This window comes from Cryobacterium tagatosivorans, assembly GCF_004402215.1.
Classification (GTDB): Bacteria; Actinomycetota; Actinomycetes; order Actinomycetales; family Microbacteriaceae; genus Cryobacterium; species Cryobacterium tagatosivorans.
The window spans coordinates 18008-37521 of record NZ_SOEZ01000063.1; the positions used below are offsets into that span (position 1 = coordinate 18008).

Genomic DNA, 19514 nt, shown 5'->3' on the forward strand with positions numbered 1-19514 from the left:
GAAGTCCGCATGAACCAGCCCATCTACGAGATTCCGGTGACGCCGCCGGGCACCACAGCGGCCAGCTGGAGCCTCAGCGAGCCCGACACCGGGCTGGCCGCGGCTGCAGCTGCCGCGGCTGCCGAGGCCGCGGGGGCGACCGAGGTGGAACCGGACTTCAACACGCCGGCGCTGCGCCAGCCTTCCGGTCTTCCCGACGGGCAGCGCGGTCAGTTCGGCGGCGTCGCCGAGGCGGAGATCGTGACCTTCGCCGATCGCCCGCGCCGCAGCCGCGCCGGCGACACGAACGCGCCCGACCCCGACCTCATGGGCGCCCTCGCCGAGGTGCTCGACCTCAACGCCTCGGACCTGCACGTCACGGTCGGCGCACCGCCGAGCATCCGCGTCGACGGCGGCCTCCGGCCCATTGAAGGCTCGACCAAGTGGATGCGCGACAAGGTGCTGTCGGCGCTCTACAGCATCCTCACCCCGGCGCAGCGGGAGGAGTTCGAGCGTGAACTCGAACTCGACTTCGCCTACACCGCCGGCGGGGCGCGGTTCCGGGTGAACTACTACCAGCAGCGCAGCTCGATCGGCGGCGCCTTCCGGCTGATCCCGCGCGAGATCAAGCAGCTGAAGGACCTGGGCGTGCCCGAGTCGGTGGCCCAGTTCGCCGCGATCCCGCGTGGCCTCGTTCTCGTCACCGGCCCCACCGGTTCGGGCAAGTCGACCACCCTGGCCGCGCTTGTCGACCTGGTCAACCGCACCCGCGCCGACCACATCGTCACCGTCGAGGACCCGATCGAGTTCCTGCACCGGCACCAGAAGTCCTTGGTCAACCAGCGCGAGGTCGGCAGCGACACGCACAGCTTCGCCTCCGCGCTCAAGCACGTGCTGCGGCAGGACCCCGACGTCATCCTGATCGGTGAGCTGCGCGACCTGGAGACCATCTCGGTCGCCCTGACCGCCGCAGAGACCGGCCACCTCGTCTTCGCCACCCTGCACACGCAGTCGGCCGCGCAGACGATCGACCGGGTCATCGACGTCTTCCCACCGCACCAGCAGGGCCAGGTGCGGGCGCAACTCGCGGCCACCCTGCAGGGCGTCGTCTGCCAGACCCTGGTGAAGAAGGTCGGCGGCGGACGCGTGGTCGCCACCGAGGTGCTCGTCACGACCTCCGGAATCGCGAACCTCATCCGCGAGGGCAAGACCTACCAGATCGCCTCCGCGATGCAGGCCGGTCGCGCCCAGGGCATGCACACCATGGACCAGCACCTGGCCGAACTCGTCAACTCCGGCCTGATCACTCGCCACTCGGCGGAGGAAAAGGCCCAGGACTTGGAGGGCCTCGCCCAACTCATCCGCCGGGTCGACCCCACCGATGATCCGATGGCCGGCGGCATTGACTTCGGCGACTCCTTCTCGCCCAAGGGCAAGTAAGTGGCCACCAGCCTGGCCTTCGCCTACAAGGGCCGCAACGCGGCCGGCAAGGTCGTCAAGGGGCGGCTGGACGCCGCCTCGGAGGCAGCGGCCATGGGCCGCATGCGCACCATGGGGCTGGCGCCGATCACCGTGTCCGAGGTCCCGGTGGGCACCGGACTCAGCATGGAGATCAAGATCCCCGGCTTCGGCAAGGGGGTCGGGCTCAAGGACCTTGCCATCATGAGCCGTCAGATGGCGACCATGACCTCTGCCGGGCTGTCGCTGCTCCGCACGCTCAACATCCTCTCGGAGCAGACCGAGAACAAGGAACTCGCACGAATCCTCACGACGATCCGTAATGACGTGGAAACCGGCGTCTCACTTTCCGAGGCGATGGACAAACACAACACGGTCTTCCCGCCGATCATGATCAACCTGGTCAAGGCGGGCGAGACGGGTGGGTTCCTGGAGAACTCGCTCAACTCGGTCGCCGGAAACTTCGAATCGGAGGGCAAGCTTCGCGACACCATCAAGTCCGCGATGGCCTACCCGACAATCGTGCTGATCATGGCCGTCGTCGCCGTCATCGGCATGCTGACGTTCATCGTGCCCGTGTTCGAGAAGATGTTTGCGGGGTTCGGCGGCCAGCTGCCGGGGCCAACGATGGTGCTTGTTGTGCTCTCGAAGGCGATGGTCTGGCTGCTACCCCTGCTCATCGTCGGCGGAATCGTGTTCACGGTCTGGTGGAAGAAGAACAAGCACACGGAAGCCGTGCGCAAGATCGTGGACCCGCTCAAGCTCAAGCTGCCTGTCTTCGGCCCGTTGATGACGAAGCTCGCGATCGCGCGGTTCAGTCGCAACTTCTCAACGATGATCGGTGCCGGTGTTCCCATCCTGCAATCGCTGAACATCGTCGGCGAGACGTCGGGTAATTATGTGGTGGAGTCCGCGCTCCGCAAGGTGCAGGAATCCGTGCGTCAAGGGAAGTCGATCGCCGGGCCCCTGAGCCTGGAACCGGTCTTCCCCGCCATGGTGACGCAGATGATCGCTGTGGGCGAGGACGCCGGCGCCCTGGAACAGATGCTCGGCAAGATCGCGGACTTCTACGACCAGGAGGTGCAGTCCACGGCCGAGCAGCTCACCGCCCTGATTGAGCCGCTCATGATCGCCTTCATCGGCGTCGTCGTGGGCGGCATGATCGTCGCGCTGTACATGCCCATGTTCAGCATCTTCGAGTACATCAAGTAGCCGCCCCCGCACTGGGGGCGCGTTATGCCGGAAAACCCCCTGTAAGTGGGATATTGCCCCACGCCGTGGCCCATAAGCTTCAAATCAGGCAACGCAAAAGCCTTTCCCAGCACCCATCCAGCAAAGGACACTCACATGATCAAAAGCATCACTGAGGCGCTTGCCCGCAAGCGTTCAGAACTCGGCAACAAGGAAAAGGGCTTCACGCTCATCGAGCTCCTCGTCGTCGTCATCATCATCGGCATCCTCGCCGCCATCGCCATCCCGATCTTCCTCGGCCAGCAGGCTTCGGCCCGCGACGGCGCAGTGAAGTCGGACATCACCAACGCCAAGGTCGCCGCCGTCTCCTACATGGTCGACAATAACGGCACACCGCCGGCCGACGCTGCAGCCCTCACGGAATTCACGCCGGGTGCCGACTCCGCGATTGTTGTGAAGGCCACCGCCACCGGCTTCTGCATCTCTGGCAAGAGCGTCATCAACAATGACAAGACCTTCCGGGCGACCGACCTCACTGGGGTTGCCGAAGGCGCTGCCTGCTAACTCAGCGCCAACCTAAAGCGGTGGGGTGCCGCGGTCGCGGCGCCCCACCGCTATCTCATTGATTGAAAACCATGGATTCCGAAGGGGCGGTCTGCGAAATGATTCCCCAGTGGCGCCTTGAAGCAGCCCGTCAGCGCGAGGATGGCTTCGGTCTGATCGAGATCGTCGTCTCGATGTTCCTGCTCGCCTTGCTGGCGGTTGCCTTCCTCCCCCTCCTCATAACGTCCATGAAGACGACCGTCAAGAACTCCACGATCGCCACGGCGACGCAGCTCGTCAGTCAGCAGATGGAGCAGGCGCGCGCGGCCGGCGACACCTGCACGGCCCTCACTGCCTACGGCAATCCCAGCCCCGCCCTCGCGGCCGTCACCGACGCCCGCGGCAACAGCTATCAGGCAGCGCGGGCGGTCGAGGTCTGCCCGACTCTGGCAACGGCATATCCCCGAACGGCACGAGTGACAGTGACCGTATCGGTGGCCGGTTCAGCAGTCCCAGCCCAGACGGCAACAACCCTCGTCTACCTGAAGGCGCCCTGATGGACCCCCGCGCCGAGGTCTCGGACAGCGGCTCCAGGGAGGCCGGGCTCACGCTCATCGAGCTCCTCATTTACATGGTCCTGGCTGTCGTCGTGCTCACAATCGTCGGGGCCTTCCTGATCAACTCGCTGAGCAGCCAACGCACGGTGCAGGACGCCACCCAGGCCAGCAGCGCCGGCCAACTCGTCTCCAAATCGGTCGGCCATGGCGTGCGCAATGCGAGTGCCATCTGGCACAGCCCGGTCGGTACCGTGCCCGAGATACTCATTGTTCGAACCGCCGGCTCCGCAAACACGGAAAGCTGGCTTTGCCAGGCCTGGTCCTATCAAAACGGCCAGGTCCGCACCCAGACCTCGACCGCGCTCATTCCCACCACGACTGCAAGCATCTCAACCTGGACCCTTCTCGGGGATGGCATGGCGCCCGTGTCCGGCTCCCGGGTTTTCGGAGGTACCGGCCGCAACGTCAATCTCAAACTCGACGTCGATTCCGGCGAGGGCCAGCCCGTTCGAATCGACACATCGCTACACAGCCGGCAGCCCGTGCCGGCGACCGGAGTGGAAGTGAGCCTGCCATGTTTCTAGCCCTGGGACTGCGCACTCGACGACAAAACGAACGCGGCAGCGCACTGATGGCGGTGGTTGGTGTGATGGCGGTCACCGTGGTTATCGGCCTGACGATCACGGCGGCAACCATCAACGGCCTCGGCGTGACCAGTAGCAGCAAAGCCTCCGTGCAGGCCAGGGCGGCGGCCGAGGCAGGCGTCGACGTCGCCGCGGTGGGGCTCCAGACCACCGGCAGTTGCGCGGCGGTCAGCCACGTCTACACCTCCGCGGCCGGGACGACACCCAAGTACAGCGCCGTCGTCGAGTATCAGGCGGGCGCCGGCTGGATAGCAGGGTGCCCCACGACAACGACGTCGCAGGTGCGCATTCGGTCGACCGGGTATGCCCAGGCGAACGGAGTCGCCGGGGCCACATCAGGGAACACCGAGCGGGTCGAGGCCCTCTACGACTACATTCCGGCATACCCGGGAATCCCCCAGATTGCTTTGACCGGCGCCGCGATTTACGCGGAAACGTTCGCCGCAACTCACAGCCAGTTCGGCATTGTCGACCCGATCATCACTGACAGCGTCCTGGCCGACGTGCAAATCGGGCACGGTGACATCGACATCGACTGCAAGACCAACGGCGGCATCGCCGGCAGCGTCATCGCGGGCGACGGATCCATCATCCTGAACAACTGCGACGTCTCCGGCTCCGTTCACGCGTCGAAGAATGTGAAACTCACCGGCGGAACGGTGCAGGGCGACGTGATCGCAAGTGGCACTGTGACGGTGGGCGGAACCGTTAACGGCAGCATTTGGGCTGGTGGAGACACCACCGTGTCCAGCAGCACGGTGAAGAAGTCCATCATCCTGGCCGGGACCGCAACAAGCGTCGCAACCGTCACCGCGGGCTCCACGGTCATGGGCGACCTCCTGTCGAGCGGTACAGCCACCGTCGCCACTGGCGCCGTGCAAGGTGCCGTGCGCACCGGCGTGGGGAGCCTGACTCCGCCGCCGCCGCCCAAGATCCCCAGCTGGGTGGACGTGCCGTACCCCTACGCCTCTCCCGCCTCGGCGGCGTGGTTCCTCACCTCCAAATGGAAAGCAGAGGGATACGTCGAGATTCCCTGGGCGGGCGCGCCCGCCAGCTGCTCGATCAAGAACCTCGAAGCCGCGTGGTTGGATGCCATTGTCGTTCCCACGGTGGTCAACGCGCTGAACTGCCCGAACGGCATCAGCACGGACAGCAGCATCAAACCCATCGCCCTACACGCCAATGTCGCCATCATCGCCAAGAGCTTCACGATCAACAAGCTCGAGGCAACCGGGGTGGGAGGCAGCCGCAAGCTGTGGCTCATCGTGCCGGATAACACCGCCGACCACGCGCCCACCTGCGTGGCACCTGGCGACATCTACCTCAACAACGAGACGAACACCGACGTGACCCTGTCCGTGATGGTCTACACGCCCTGCAGTATCCTGATCGACCGCAACAACTGGCGCGGCCAGCTGTACGGCGCGACGGTGCAGTTCAACCAGCAGGCCCAGATGAACTTCGCCCCGGTCGGGATCCCGGGCGAGAACCTCGGCGGGGACCCGCCGATCCCGCCGATCCCGGCCCACCTCGGAAGCCGGACCAGCTTCCGTGACCTGAGGTAGTCGATGGTTGGCGCGCTGGTCGGACTGTCCGGGGTCTTCGGGTCGCTCATCGGATCTTTTCTGAACGTGGTGATCTTCCGCCTGCCGGCAGGGCGCTCGATTGTCGCGCCGCCGAGCGCGTGCGGGAGCTGCGGCGCGCGGATTCGGCCGTGGGACAACGTTCCGGTGTTTTCGTGGCTGGTGTTGCGCGGAAGGTGCCGCGATTGCGCGGCGGGGATCTCGGTGCGGTATCCGCTGGTAGAGCTCGGGACTGCTGTGTTCTTCGGGGTTGTTGCGTGGTGGGGGCTGTCGGGAGGATTGGTCTCGACAGGCTCGACCGCCGGAGGTGTGGTCTCGACAAGCTCGACCACCGGGCTGGGCTCGACTGCCGTCATCCTCGTGGCATTTTTGTATTTGGCGGCGGTGAGCGTGGCACTGACAATGATCGACCTGGACACGCACACGCTGCCGAACCGGATCGTGCTTCCGGCGTATCCGGTGGCGGCGGTGTTGCTGACCGGCGGCGCTCTCTTGGCGGGCACGCCCGAGCGGCTGCTCCCCGCGCTGGCGGGCGGCGCGGCACTGTTCGGCCTCTACCTGCTGCTGGCGCTCATCTACCCCGGCGGCATGGGCCTCGGCGACGTGAAACTGGCCGGTCTGCTCGGCCTGTACCTCGGCTGGCTCGGCTGGGCTCCGCTCGCCGTCGGCGCGTTCAGCGCGTTCCTGCTCGGCGGAGTCTTTAGTCTTGTGCTTGTCATCACCCGCAGGGCAAACCGGAAGAGCGGTATTCCGTTCGGTCCGTGGATGCTGGCCGGAGCGTGGCTGGGCATTTTCGGCGGCGAAACGATCGCCACTTGGTACCTGTCACTCTTTGGTTTGGCATGACGACACGACTAGCGGGGGAGAAGCCATGACGACCAGCGTCGTAGGGATCGACATCGGCAGCGCCGCGGTGCGCGCCGTAGAGGTGAGTGACGCCGGGAAGGCGAAGCCGACCCTCGTGCGCTTCCATGAGGTGGCCCTGCCCGACGGCGCCGTCAACCGCGGAGAGGTGGTCGAGCCGAACACGGTCGCGGCCGCCATCAAGCAGTTGTGGTCCGCCGGCGGCTTCAAGAGCAAGAACGTCGTGCTCGGCATGGGGAACCACCGGGTGCTCGCCCGGGACCTCGCGGTGCCCAAGGCCTCGATGAAGCACATCCGTGAAGCGCTGCCGTTCCAGGTGCAGGACATGCTGCCCGTGCCGGTCGCCGACGCGCTGCTCGATTTCTACCCGATCTCCGAGAGCGAGGGAGAAACCGGCCCGCAGATCAACGGGCTGCTCATCGCAGCGGTGAAGGACGCGGTACTCAGCAATGTGCTCGCCGCCGAACTCGCCGGCCTGACGCCCGTCGAGGTCGACCTCATCCCGTTCGCGCTCAGCCGCGCGATCCACCGCGGCGAGAACACCGACGGAGCCGTCGTGCAGATCGATGTCGGTGCCGGCACCACCAGCGTCGTGATCACGATCGCCGGTGTTCCGCAGTTCGTGCGCCTGATTCCGACCGGCGGCGACGACCTCACGCAGGCGCTCACGGTTCGTCTGGCCATCCCCGTCGAGGAGGCCGAGGCCATGAAGAAGGCCCTGGGGCTTTCCCCGGCGGGCGCGCTTCCCGAACACCACGCGGCCGTCACGATCATCCGCGAGGTCACGACCGAGCTGCTGAACAGCCTGCGGAACACCGTGAACTACTTCACCAACACACGAGACCACCTCACGGTGACCCGGATCGTCCTCACCGGCGGCGGGGCACAACTGGATGGGTTCGCCGAAGCGCTCGGGGAGATGACCAGGCTGCCGGTCGTGGCTCCGGAATCGATCGGGTCCGTGACCCTCGGGCGCGGTGTGGACGCAGCTGCCTTGACGCAGACCAGGGGTGCATTCCTGGTAGCGCTGGGCCTGGCCCTGGGGAGCAAAGCATGAGCCGCACATCCGCTACCGACGAACTGATCATCGGCGGTGAGCCGAGGGTCGACCTGCTGCCTCCGATCGTGAAGGCCAGGCAGCGCGGCAAGGTGCTCCGCAGGAACCTCGGCTTTGCCGTCGTCGCGGTGGTCGTGCTCGTGGCCGCCGGCGCGGGCGTGGCGTTCTGGCAGGCCGCCGTGAGCCAGGCGCAGCTCGCCACCGTGCAGCAGCGCACGACCGAATTGCTGGCAGAACAGGCCAAGTTCGTGGAGGTGCGCCAGGTGCAGGATGATGTGGACCTGTCGATGGCCGCACGCCAGGTGGGTGCCTCCACCGAGGTCGACTGGAAGGCCTACCTCGAGAAGATTCGTCGTGCCCTGCCGTCCGACGTGACGATCGACACGGTCGACATCAACGCTGCGTCACCGCTCGTGCTCTTCGAGCAGCCGACCGTTCCGCTCCAAGCGGCGCGGATCGCCACCATCATGATCACGTTGACGAGCCCGGGCCTGCCGACTGTGCCCGACTGGCTCGAGGAGATGAAGGCCCTGCCGGGCTATGCCGATGGTTCACCGACCTCGATCAAGCGCTCCGACACGGGCGCGTACGAGGTCGACCTCACCCTGCACATCAATGAAGGCGCGTACTCCAACCGCTTCGCCGACACCGAGGAGAAGTAGCCGTGAACATGAACCGGATGTGGGTGCTCGGGGCGGTCCTCCTGATCGGCATCGTCGCCGTGCTGGGCTGGATGCTCGGCATCTCGCCGAAACTCAGCGACGCGAAGGAAGCCAAGGCCCAGCAGGCCACCGTGGAGACACAAAACACGGAGTTCGAGGCGCAGCTCGTGAAGCTCAAGAAGCAGTTCGAGAGCATCGACGACCTGCGGGACGAGCTGGCCGGCCTCCGGGAATCCGTGCCGAGCGACCCGGACATGGCTGCCTTCGTCGGGCAGCTCGACACCATGGCCGGGAAACACCGGGTGACGCTGACTCAGATCACGGTCAGCGACGCCCAGCCGTACGTGCCCGTCATCGCCGCACCCGCCGCGGAGCCGGCACCGGCAGAGGGCGCCGCCACCGGTGACGCCGCCGCCGCAGCCCCCGTCGACGCTGCTGCGGCAGCTGCTGCCGCAGCGGAGGCCGCAGCGGCAGCCGCGGTTCCTGCCCCGGTCGTGAATCCGCTGGTGACGGCTCAGAACTTCGTCGCCGTTCCGATCTCGGTGGAGGTCAACGGCCGCTACGACGACGTGCTCGCCTTCGTCGCTGGCCTGCAGAAGGGCAAGCGCCTGGTCATGGTCACCACGTTCAAGACGTCGGAGGAGGAAGACTCCGGCAACGTGACCGGCACGATCACCGCTTTCGTCTACGTGCTGATCGACCCCAACGCGGCCACCCCGGCCGCCGAGGCGACCGCGGCGGGTTAGGCGCGCCGCGCGCCTGCCGTCCGCTGATCCGGCAGGCGCCTTGCTAAAGTTGCTGCAGATAGCTATGGCCCCGGCCACGAGGAGTGCAGCATGAGCGACACCACGCCCACCGATGGCAACCGCAACGACGGCAAGCGCAACGACGAGAACTGGACCGACAACCCGGAGAACACCGGTGAGGTTCGCGAGCCCGTCGAGCAGCCGGAGCACGTCGAGCAGCCCGAGCCGGTCGAGCACGCCGGGACCGACGAGCACCACGCCGCGGCCGGCACCGACCCGAATGGCTTCACCGGGACCGGCTCGCACGCGGCCGTCTCCGAGCCGACGCCGGCTGAGACGCCGGCTGAGGCTCCGGCCCAGGCGCCGGAGCCGACCCCGGCCGACGCGATGACGCACGAGAGCTACCGTCCGGCCGCCACGGTAGCCGCGGCAGCTCCCGCCGCCGCCGCCCCGGCAGCGACCCCCGACTACGCGCCCCGCGAGCAGGCCACGGACTACGTCCCGACGCAGACCGCCACCCCGCAGCCGATCTACGTCCAGGCGCCGACGCCCCCGCGTTACCGCGGCAACCGCGCCACCGGAATCCTCGTCGCGCTGCTCGCAACCGTGGCCTACGCAGTCCTCTATGCGCTGGTGGCCATCATCATCGTCGGCGTGAACGTCGACAGCGCAGCCGAGGCGACCGCCCGCTTCACCGAGTTCGTCGTGCGCCCGGTGTTCTACATCCCGGTCATCTTCTTCTTCATCGCCCTCGCCGTGCTGGTCGCCCTGGTCAACCGCGGCGGCTGGTGGGCCTACGTGCTCTTCGGCTTCGCGGTCGCGGCCGTCGTTTACTTCTCCTACATCGGTGGAGCCCTCCTCACCGTGCAGGCGTGGAACTACGCCCCGGAGGAGGCCGTGCGGTTCGTCAACACGCTCTGGCTGAACCCGCTCGCCATCGCAGCAGCTGTCATCGCCCGCGAGGTGCCGATCTGGGCCGGGGCCTGGATCGCCCGCAGCGGACGGTCGGTCACCGCCCGCAACGCCGAGGCCCGCGCCGAGTACGAGCGCCAGCTCGCCGAGGGTCCGCAGGTCACTCGTTCGGCCTAAACTCGGGTCGTGCGCGACTATCAGAAATATGCGACGATACTCGCCGTCTTCACGGCGGCGCTCTACCTCGCCCTGATCGTCGCTGCCTTCGGCCTGGTCAGCCTCGCCACAGACACGGATGTCGTCACCCAGCCGGATGCCGGGCCCCTCGTCGGGCCCGGCATGGCCGGCGCGGCCGTGTTGCTCGTCTTCGTCCTGCTGCTCGTTCTCGGCGTGAACACCCCGCCGGAACGCCAGCGGATCGCGGTTGGATTCGCCGTCGGCACCGGCCTGGGCGCCGTCGCCGCCTTCGTTGTCGCCGGCGCCGTGCTCTACGCGGTGGGGGAGGGGGAGTCGATCAGCGCGCTCACCTTCGCGTCATCGATGCTGCTGGGCCCCTACGCCGCGGCGACCGGCATCCTCGCCTTCATCGTCGTGCTTGTCTACTCGTGGATCCTCGCCGCCCGCGTGGGCGAACACGGTCGCCCGCTCTGGCCGTGGGAACGCCGCGGCGAATAGCCGCAGGGAGTATCCTCAGTATCCATGGAGGGTTCCATCGAGTCGCGCGTCAGCCACGAGGTTGATAACTGGCTGCGTTGGGTTCCCCGCTGGCGCCCCGGCACGCACCGCGGCCGGGCCAGGCTCTGCCGCCAGTGTTTCGGCTCGCCGGTCATCGCGGCCGCCGGCCTGGCCACGGATGTTCCGCACGCCGTGCAGCACGCGCTCTCGATGCGCATGAAACTCGTCATCGACGCGTCGGTGGACGAGTACACCGACCGGAACCTGCCGCTGCTCAGCCGGGAGATCCACATCAACGAGGCGCGCAAGGCGGCCACGGAGTACCGGCCAGCCGACGGGCTCGACCCCGAGTTCAAGGGCCTCGACCTCGACCCGCCGGCGGCCCCGGATGCCCCGTACCTCTTCACCTTCGGCGAACTCGCCAGCCCGGAGGAGCCCACCGACGTCGCCCCGCCGCCCCCGCCGCTCTCCGCCGAGGAGAAGGCGGCACTCCGGGCGGAACTGAGGCTCGCCGACGACTACGCGATCCTCGTGGGCAAGCGGGTGTGCGCCGAACTGGAGGAGCACCGCGACCGGATCCACCGAGCGGTGGCGGAGTACGTCGAGCCCCAGGTGAAGGCGCTGCTGGCCGACCTCGAGAGCGCGCTGGATTCGCCGCTCTGGCCGAGCAGCGGGTAGCGGGATCTCGACAAGCTCGATCACCGGGGGAGTGGCTCGATCACCGGTGGGACGGACTCGATCGACGGCATCCATTTGACCGGGTGGGCAGGCGCGGGTTAGTATTTCGGGGTGTGCGCTTTGTCGTGCGGTTGAACTATGCCACCGACAAGACCATGCACCCAGGGTTTGCTCTCCGAGCAGCCCCCACGGCATACCCACCTGAATCGCGGAAACACGTTCCGCGCGCGCTGGTGGGTCCAGATGAACTCGACTCGCACGGCGACGTGCGGAACGAATGCTAGCCATCAATGAGCTGTCACCGTGCAGTTATATCAAGGAGTAATTAGTGCCAACCATTCAGCAGTTGGTCAGAAAGGGCCGCAGCCCCAAGGTCACCAAGACCAAGGCTCCCGCCCTGAAGGCCAACCCACAGCAGCGCGGCGTTTGCACCCGTGTCTACACCACCACGCCGAAGAAGCCGAACTCGGCTCTCCGCAAGGTCGCCCGCGTCAAGCTGTCCAACGGCACCGAGGTCACCGCCTACATTCCCGGCGAGGGCCACAACCTGCAGGAGCACTCGATGGTGCTCGTCCGCGGCGGTCGCGTTAAGGACCTCCCGGGTGTTCGTTACAAGATCGTTCGCGGCGCACTGGACACCCAGGCCGTCAAGAACCGCAAGCAGGCTCGTAGCCGTTACGGCGCCAAGATGGAGAAGAAGTAATGCCTCGTAAAGGCCCAGCGCCCAAGCGTCCCGTTATCGCTGACCCGGTTTACGGTGCTCCCATCGTCAGCCAGCTCGTCAACAAGATCCTCCTGGACGGCAAGAAGGGCCTCGCCGAGCGCATCGTTTACGACGCACTCGAAGGGGTCACCGCCAAGAACAACGCGGATGCCGTTGTCACGCTGAAGAAGGCACTCGACAACGTTCGCCCGACCCTCGAGGTGCGTTCGCGCCGCGTCGGTGGTTCCACCTACCAGGTGCCGGTCGAAGTCAAGCCGCACCGCGCCAACACCCTGGCCCTCCGCTGGTTGACCAGCTACGCCAAGGCTCGTCGCGAGAAGACGATGACCGAGCGTCTCACCAACGAGATTCTCGACGCATCCAACGGCCTCGGTGCCGCTGTGAAGCGTCGCGAAGACACTCACAAGATGGCTGAGGCGAACAAGGCCTTCGCACACTACCGCTGGTAGTCGTTTCGATGGTCGAGCTTGTCGAGGTCACAGATCTCGACAAGCTCGATCACCATGCTTGTTTAGCCCCACAAAACCACAGACTTCCGGAGGACTCCCGTGGCACTTGACGTGCTGACTGACCTGAGCAAGGTCCGCAATATTGGCATCATGGCGCACATTGATGCCGGCAAGACCACCACGACTGAGCGCATTCTGTTCTACACGGGTGTCAACCACAAGATCGGCGAGACCCACGACGGCGCCTCGACGATGGACTGGATGGCGCAGGAGCAGGAGCGCGGCATCACGATCACGTCCGCCGCGACGACGTGTTTCTGGGACAACAACCAGATCAACATCATCGACACCCCCGGCCACGTGGACTTCACCGTCGAGGTGGAGCGTTCGCTCCGCGTCCTCGACGGCGCTGTCGCGGTGTTCGACGGCAAGGAGGGCGTTGAGCCCCAGTCCGAGACCGTCTGGCGCCAGGCCGACAAGTACGACGTGCCCCGCATTTGCTTCGTCAACAAGATGGACAAGCTCGGCGCCGACTTCTACTTCACGGTCGACACGATCATCAAGCGCCTCGGCGCCAAGCCGCTGGTCATCCAGCTGCCCATTGGTGAAGAGTCGAACTTCGAGGGCGTTGTCGACCTCGTTCAGATGCGCGCGCTGACCTGGCGCGGCGACTCCAAGGGTGACGTCGAGATGGGCGCCAAGTACGCCATCGAAGAGATCCCCGCCGACCTCGTCGAGAAGGCGGCCGAGTACCGCAAGCTTCTCCTCGAGACCGTCGCCGAGACCGACGACGAGCTCATGGAGCGTTACTTCGCCGGCGAAGAGCTGACCGTCGCCGAGATCAAGGGCGCCATCCGCAAGCTCACCGTCAACAGCGAGATCTACCCGGTCCTCTGTGGTTCAGCGTTCAAGAACCGCGGCGTCCAGCCGATGCTCGACGCTGTCATCGACTACCTCCCCACCCCGCTCGACGTGCCCGCCATTGAGGCGCACGACCCGCGTGACGAGGAGAAGGTCATCATGCGTCACCCGGATGCCGACGAGCCGTTCACCGCTCTCGCCTTCAAGGTTGCCGTGCACCCGTTCTTCGGTCGCCTGACCTACGTTCGCGTGTACTCCGGCCGTCTCGACTCCGGAGCCCAGGTCATCAACTCGACCAAGGGCAAGAAGGAGCGCATCGGCAAGATCTTCCAGATGCACGCCAACAAGGAGAACCCGGTGGCCTTCGTGACCGCCGGTCACATCTACGCGGTCATCGGCCTCAAGGACACGACCACGGGTGACACCCTGTGCGACCCGAACGCGCAGGTCGTGCTCGAGTCGATGACGTTCCCGGAGCCGGTCATCGAGGTTGCCATCGAGCCGAAGACCAAGCAGGACCAGGAAAAGCTGGGTCTCGCGATCCAGAAGCTGGCCGAAGAAGACCCCACCTTCCGCACCGAGCAGAACCAGGAAACTGGCCAGACGGTCATCAAGGGAATGGGTGAACTTCACCTCGACATCCTCGTCGACCGCATGAAGCGTGAATTCAACGTTGAGGCGAACGTCGGCAAGCCGCAGGTTGCTTACCGCGAGACCATCCGCAAGGTGGTTGAGCGTCACGACTACACGCACAAGAAGCAGACCGGTGGATCCGGCCAGTTCGCGAAGATCCAGATCGCGCTCGAGCCGCTTGAAATCACTGTCGACAAGACGTACGAGTTCGTGAACAAGGTCACCGGTGGCCGTATCCCGCGCGAGTACATCCCCTCGGTTGACGCTGGTATCCAGGACGCGCTGCACGTTGGCGTCCTGGCCGGCTACCCGATGGTGGGCGTCAAGGCGAGCCTGCTCGACGGTGCCGCGCACGACGTCGACTCCTCGGAGATGGCGTTCAAGATCGCCGGATCGATGGGCTTCAAGGAAGCCGTTCGCAAGGCGAACCCCGTTCTTCTCGAGCCGTTGATGGCCGTCGAGGTGCGCACCCCTGAGGAATACATGGGTGACGTCATCGGAGACCTCAACTCCCGTCGTGGGCAGATCCAGACCATGGAGGACGCGCAGGGCGTGAAGGTAATTCGCGCCCACGTTCCCCTCTCGGAGATGTTCGGATACATCGGTGACCTGAGGTCGAAGACCTCCGGCCGTGCCGTGTACTCGATGACTTTCGAGAGCTATGCGGAGGTCCCGAAGGCAGTCGCCGACGAGATCATCCAGAAGAACAAGGGCGAATAGCCCAACCCCTGGCCTTCGGGCCGAATCGCTTAGGCCGCCTGGCCCAAGTAACATAAGTAGACACATCTCCAGCAGAGTCACCGGTCGCCGTGAAAAGCGGCCGGTGGACTGCACGAGGATCCTGAGGAGGACCTACAGTGGCCAAGGCCAAGTTCGAGCGGACCAAGCCGCACGTAAACATCGGAACGATCGGTCACGTTGACCACGGAAAGACCACGCTGACTGCAGCGATCTCAAAGGTCCTTGCCGACACGTATCCGTCCAAGACCAACGTTCAGCGCGACTTCGCGTCGATCGACTCCGCTCCCGAAGAGCGCCAGCGCGGCATCACGATCAACATCTCGCATGTTGAGTACGAGACCGAGAAGCGTCACTACGCACACGTTGACGCCCCGGGCCACGCTGACTACATCAAGAACATGATCACCGGTGCCGCTCAGATGGACGGCGCGATCCTCGTGGTTGCCGCTACTGACGGCCCGATGGCTCAGACCCGTGAGCACGTTCTTCTCGCCAAGCAGGTCGGCGTGCCGTCCCTGATGGTCGCGCTGAACAAGTCCGACATGGTTGACGACGAAGAGATCCTTGAGCTCGTTGAGCTCGAGGTTCGCGAGTTGCTTTCCGCCCAGGGCTTCGACGGGGACAACGCTCCCGTCGTGCGCGTTTCCGCACTCAAGGCGCTCGAGGGCGACCCCAAGTGGACCGCGAACATCCTTGAGCTCATGAAGGCTGTCGACGACTTCATCCCGGACCCCGTCCGCGACAAGGACAAGCCGTTCCTCATGCCCGTCGAGGACGTCTTCACGATCACCGGTCGTGGAACCGTCGTCACCGGCCGCGCCGAGCGTGGAACCCTCAAGATCAACTCCGAGGTCGAGATCGTCGGCATCCGCCCGACGCAGAAGACCACGGTCACTGGTATCGAGATGTTCCACAAGCAGCTCGACGAGGCCTGGGCCGGCGAGAACTGTGGTCTTCTTCTTCGTGGCACCAAGCGCGAAGACGTCGAGCGCGGCCAGGTCGTCGTCAAGCCCGGTTCGGTTACGCCGCACACCGAGTTCGAGGGCACCGCCTACATCCTGTCAAAGGATGAGGGTGGCCGTCACAACCCGTTCTACGCGAACTACCGCCCGCAGTTCTACTTCCGCACCACGGACGTCACCGGCGTCATCACGCTGCCCGAGGGCACCGAGATGGTCATGCCCGGCGACACCACCGACATGACGGTCACGCTGATTCAGCCGATCGCCATGGAAGAGGGCCTCGGCTTTGCTATCCGCGAAGGTGGCCGCACCGTCGGCGCCGGAACGGTCACCAAGGTACTCAAGTAACACCCTTCTGCCGGCTCGCATGTTGAGCTAGTCGATCCGAAAGGGGTCGGGCCTTCGGGCCCGGCCCCTTTTTGCGTGCTCGGCGCCCGGGCATTGCAAAGGTCGCCGCGTCGTTCTAGCTTTGACGGGATGGGCCGCGCCGGGCGGCCGACAGCGGAGGAGCGATCGTGGGACTCGAGGACATCACCAGGAAGGCCCAGGAATTCCTGGACGACAGCAAGGTCAAGGAAGCGCTGAACAGCCAGCAGGCCGAGGACATCAGCGACAAGGTGCTCGGCGGCACGGCGGATGCCGTCAAGAAGGTCACCGGCGGCAAGTTCGACGAGCAGATCGAGGGCGCCCGCGACGAGGCCGACAAGAAGGTCGGCAACGACTAGAGCCGCCCGGCCGGTCACGGCCCCCTTTCGCCGGCGTTTCGCTTTCGGCACCCGGGCCGCTGCGAAGCGTCGCACAGTCGGCAGCCGGGCCGCGCGCGGGTACTGCGTCGCTGCGCGGGCGTTGCGCCGCCCGCGCAACGGCGTAGCACCCGCGCAACTCGGGCGGACGGGCGTCCTCCCCAGTGGCCGCGCCTGGGGGCTCCTCCACCCGATTTGTGCCGCGCCCGCCCGCCCGGCAGCCGTCGAACAGACTGAGCGGATGCTGGAGCCGAATGACCTGGAGCCGAATGACCTGGAGCCGAATGACCTGGCGCCGAACAACCCGGGGCGGAATGAGCCGAAGACGAATGACACGGAGCCGAATGACACGCAGCCGACTGACACGGAGCCGAATGACGCAGGCGCCCTCACCGACGGCCTCGTACTCGCCTCCGACCTGAGCGGTGCCTTCGGCGCAGACCTTCGTCTGCGCCGGCTTGCCCAAAGCGGCCACCTGCATCGGTTCTACCGCGGGCAGTATGTCGTTGCCGCTCGCTGGCGGGAGTTCACACGGGACCAGAAGTACGAGCTTCGGGTGCGCGGTGCCGCGCTGGCCCGCGGGGGCTCCCTCCCGGTATCCCATCAATCCGCCGCGGTGCTCTGGGGGCTGCCGATTCTTGTGCCGTGGCCGCGGGAGGTTCACTTCCTGATCGAACGCGCGGCGGGCGGCCGGTCCGACCCGGGGATCCGCAAGCACGCAGTGGGCATCCACGCGGCAGACCTGACCGAACGCGATGGGGTGCTCCTGACGACAGTCGCGCGAACGGTCGTCGATCTCGCGGCCACGATGGATCTGAAGTCGGCGGTCGCGGCGGTCGATCGTGCGCTGGCAGTCGACCGCTTCGGCCGGGTACTCCCGTTGACGACGAAGGCGGAGCTGCTAGACACCTGGCAGCGGATGCTGCCCTTCCGCGGGTCGGTGCGGGCGCGGGCGATCATCGAGTTCGGCACCCACCTGTCCGGATCCTCCAGCGAATCGGGGAGCCGCGTCAATATTGCGCTGAGCGGATTCCCCGATCCGGAACTCCAGCACCGCTTCCAGGTCGACGGCCGAGACGTGGAAACCGACTTCTTCTGGCGGGACTACGACTCCGTCGGCGAGTGCGACGGCACGGGCAAGTACTTCGACCCGGTGATGCTCAGGGGACGCACGCCGGCCGAGGCGGTCTATGCGGAGAAACTGCGGGAGGACGGCATCCGGCGGCAGGTCCGTGGGTTCACGCGCTGGGACACCGCCACCGGGCTGAATCAGTACCGGCTGCGCGCGCGTTTGCTCCAGCTCGGGCTGCCGACGGGACGTTCGCGGCTGATTCGCGGGTAGTACGCCGCTGCGCGGCACCTGCGCCACGGGCGCAGCGGCGCACTACCCGCGCACCGCGAGATTCGGCAGAAACTCGCAGGAATGCACATCGGCGCGCGGGTTCCTGCGCCCGCACCCTCGTTGGGCGACTCCCGGGCGGGCATTGGGCGAGAGGGACACGCCGAAAGCGACACGCCCGGGTTGCACAATGCCCCAACCCTATGGCAGACTCTTCTAGTTCAACACTTTCGGCCCGCGCACTGCGCAGTGGCTGGGATCACTGCCAGGCAGTGCATAACCGCTCCTCACGGGAGTCCAGGTTAGGCCGCGGGTAGCAGAGCACAGCTTAAATCAACTCTCCAAAAGATGTGGGTAAAACCATGTCCGCCCTCCGGTCCGCCGGAGCGTGGGGGTTGGCCTTGGCGAATACCGACAATTCGGTGTGAGCTGAAATTGACAGAAGAACAGTGGTGCTTCAGCAGTAGTGCTACTACGGCGTCCAATGCAGCCTTCGGGATGTAAGAAGCCTTGACAGAGAGAGAGTTCGACATGGCGGGACAGAAAATCCGCATTCGGCTTAAGTCGTATGACCACGAGGTCATCGACACCTCGGCGCGCAAGATCGTCGACACAGTCACCCGTGCGGGTGCCACCGTCGTCGGCCCCGTGCCGCTTCCGACCGAGAAGAACGTGGTGTGTGTCATCCGTTCCCCTCACAAGTACAAGGACAGCCGGGAGCACTTTGAAATGCGCACCCACAAGCGTCTGATCGACATCATTGACCCGACGCCGAAGGCCGTCGACTCGCTTATGCGTCTCGACCTCCCGGCAGACGTCAACATCGAGATCAAGCTGTAGGGGCCGGTATGTCTTACTCCGATACCAAGACCACCAAGGGTCTGCTCGGCAAGAAGCTCGGTATGACCCAGGTGTGGGACGAGAACAACAAGCTCGTACCCGTCACCGTCATCGAGATCTCGCCGAACGTCGTGACCCAGATCCGCAGCAAGGAGATCGACGGCTACGCCGGCGTTCAGATCGCTGCAGGCGCCATCGACCCGCGCAAGGTGAACAAGCCGGCCGCAGGCCACTTCGACAAGGCCGGCGTCACGCCGCGCCGTCACCTCACCGAGCTCCGCACCGCGGATGCCGCTGACTACACCCTGGGCCAGGAACTCACCGTTGACGGTGTCTTCGTTGCCGGCACCAAGGTCGACGTCATGGGCACCAGCAAGGGCAAGGGCTTCGCCGGTGTCATGAAGCGCCACAACTTCAAGGGTGTTTCCGCTTCGCACGGTTCGCACCGTAACCACCGCAAGCCCGGTTCCATCGGTGCTTCCTCGACCCCGAGCCGTGTCTTCAAGGGCATGCGCATGGCCGGTCGGATGGGTGGAGAGCGCGTTACCGTCCTGAACCTCAAGGTTCACGCGGTTGACGCTGAGAAGGGCCTCCTGCTGGTCAAGGGTGCCGTTCCCGGCGCCAAGGGCCGCCTCGTATTCGTCCGCAACGCAGTGAAGGGGGCGTAGTCACT

21 protein-coding genes are annotated in these 19514 nt (G+C 65.7%); all 21 read left to right on the plus strand.

Annotated features, from left to right (window positions below):
- The first annotated feature begins 9 nt into the window (after positions 1-9).
- The 21 genes from E3O23_RS13240 (at position 10) to rplC (ending at position 19509) form a co-directional block, all read left to right on the plus strand.
- A complete protein-coding gene (locus tag E3O23_RS13240) occupies positions 10-1419 on the plus strand; it encodes a type IV pilus twitching motility protein PilT (RefSeq protein WP_277613902.1) in 1410 nt (469 codons plus the stop codon).
- A complete protein-coding gene (locus E3O23_RS13245) occupies positions 1420-2649 on the plus strand; it encodes a type II secretion system F family protein (protein ID WP_241983480.1) in 1230 nt (409 codons plus the stop codon). It abuts the gene before it with no gap.
- Positions 2650-2784: 135 nt separating this feature from the next.
- Positions 2785-3192, plus strand: a complete 408-nt coding sequence (locus tag E3O23_RS18735; RefSeq protein WP_134491740.1) for a type II secretion system protein — start codon at positions 2785-2787, stop codon at positions 3190-3192.
- A 71-nt stretch (positions 3193-3263) separates the two neighbouring features.
- Entirely contained in the window at positions 3264-3728 is a 465-nt protein-coding gene (locus E3O23_RS13255) for a prepilin-type N-terminal cleavage/methylation domain-containing protein (RefSeq protein ID WP_134491742.1), read from the plus strand.
- The gene (locus E3O23_RS13260) at positions 3728-4312 is read left to right on the plus strand and encodes a PilW family protein (RefSeq protein WP_134491744.1); all 585 of its coding nucleotides are present in this window, start codon (positions 3728-3730) and stop codon (positions 4310-4312) included. Before E3O23_RS13255 ends, E3O23_RS13260 begins: the two co-directional genes overlap by 1 nt.
- Positions 4303-5937 carry a bactofilin family protein gene (locus tag E3O23_RS13265; protein ID WP_134491746.1) on the plus strand — a complete coding sequence of 545 codons (1635 nt, stop codon included), beginning with the start codon at positions 4303-4305 and terminating at the stop codon, positions 5935-5937. The genes E3O23_RS13260 and E3O23_RS13265 overlap by 10 nt, the downstream gene beginning before the upstream one ends.
- A gap of 3 nt (positions 5938-5940) precedes the next feature.
- Positions 5941-6801 carry a prepilin peptidase gene (locus E3O23_RS13270; protein ID WP_134491748.1) on the plus strand — a complete coding sequence of 287 codons (861 nt, stop codon included), beginning with the start codon at positions 5941-5943 and terminating at the stop codon, positions 6799-6801.
- Positions 6802-6826: 25 nt separating this feature from the next.
- A complete protein-coding gene (gene pilM, locus E3O23_RS13275) occupies positions 6827-7876 on the plus strand; it encodes a type IV pilus assembly protein PilM (RefSeq protein ID WP_134491750.1) in 1050 nt (349 codons plus the stop codon).
- Positions 7873-8538: a hypothetical protein gene (locus tag E3O23_RS13280; RefSeq protein ID WP_134491752.1), complete on the plus strand. Its 666-nt coding sequence runs from the start codon at positions 7873-7875 to the stop codon at positions 8536-8538. The genes pilM and E3O23_RS13280 overlap by 4 nt, the downstream gene beginning before the upstream one ends.
- Before the next feature lie 8 nt (positions 8539-8546).
- Positions 8547-9284, plus strand: a complete 738-nt coding sequence (locus E3O23_RS13285) for a type IV pilus inner membrane component PilO (protein WP_241983482.1) — start codon at positions 8547-8549, stop codon at positions 9282-9284.
- 90 nt (positions 9285-9374) lie between these two features.
- The gene (locus tag E3O23_RS13290) at positions 9375-10373 is read left to right on the plus strand and encodes an ICP22 family protein (protein ID WP_134491756.1); all 999 of its coding nucleotides are present in this window, start codon (positions 9375-9377) and stop codon (positions 10371-10373) included.
- A 9-nt stretch (positions 10374-10382) separates the two neighbouring features.
- Positions 10383-10871, plus strand: coding sequence for a DUF6121 family protein (locus E3O23_RS13295; protein WP_134491758.1), 489 nt, complete (start codon positions 10383-10385; stop codon positions 10869-10871).
- A gap of 24 nt (positions 10872-10895) precedes the next feature.
- The gene (locus tag E3O23_RS13300) at positions 10896-11549 is read left to right on the plus strand and encodes a spermidine/putrescine ABC transporter substrate-binding protein (protein ID WP_134491760.1); all 654 of its coding nucleotides are present in this window, start codon (positions 10896-10898) and stop codon (positions 11547-11549) included.
- Between the two features lie 328 nt (positions 11550-11877).
- A complete protein-coding gene (rpsL, locus tag E3O23_RS13305; protein ID WP_055787040.1) occupies positions 11878-12252 on the plus strand; it encodes a 30S ribosomal protein S12 in 375 nt (124 codons plus the stop codon).
- Complete coding sequence (gene rpsG, locus E3O23_RS13310) at positions 12252-12722, plus strand: 30S ribosomal protein S7 (protein ID WP_092322384.1); 471 nt, start codon at positions 12252-12254, stop codon at positions 12720-12722. Before rpsL ends, rpsG begins: the two co-directional genes overlap by 1 nt.
- 99 nt (positions 12723-12821) lie before the next feature.
- On the plus strand, positions 12822-14936 hold the full coding sequence (gene fusA, locus E3O23_RS13315; protein ID WP_134491762.1) for an elongation factor G: 2115 nt from the start codon (positions 12822-12824) through the stop codon (positions 14934-14936).
- 137 nt (positions 14937-15073) lie between these two features.
- Positions 15074-16267, plus strand: a complete 1194-nt coding sequence (gene tuf, locus E3O23_RS13320; protein ID WP_092322382.1) for an elongation factor Tu — start codon at positions 15074-15076, stop codon at positions 16265-16267.
- 167 nt (positions 16268-16434) lie between these two features.
- On the plus strand, positions 16435-16644 hold the full coding sequence (locus E3O23_RS13325; RefSeq protein ID WP_241983481.1) for an antitoxin: 210 nt from the start codon (positions 16435-16437) through the stop codon (positions 16642-16644).
- Between the two features lie 259 nt (positions 16645-16903).
- Positions 16904-18004: a hypothetical protein gene (locus E3O23_RS13330; RefSeq protein ID WP_134491766.1), complete on the plus strand. Its 1101-nt coding sequence runs from the start codon at positions 16904-16906 to the stop codon at positions 18002-18004.
- Positions 18005-18532: 528 nt separating this feature from the next.
- Positions 18533-18841: a 30S ribosomal protein S10 gene (gene rpsJ, locus E3O23_RS13335; RefSeq protein ID WP_005050520.1), complete on the plus strand. Its 309-nt coding sequence runs from the start codon at positions 18533-18535 to the stop codon at positions 18839-18841.
- A gap of 8 nt (positions 18842-18849) precedes the next feature.
- Positions 18850-19509 (plus strand): 50S ribosomal protein L3, encoded by a 660-nt coding sequence (rplC, locus tag E3O23_RS13340; protein WP_134491768.1) that lies wholly within the window; start codon positions 18850-18852, stop codon positions 19507-19509.
- Positions 19510-19514 lie beyond the last annotated feature (5 nt).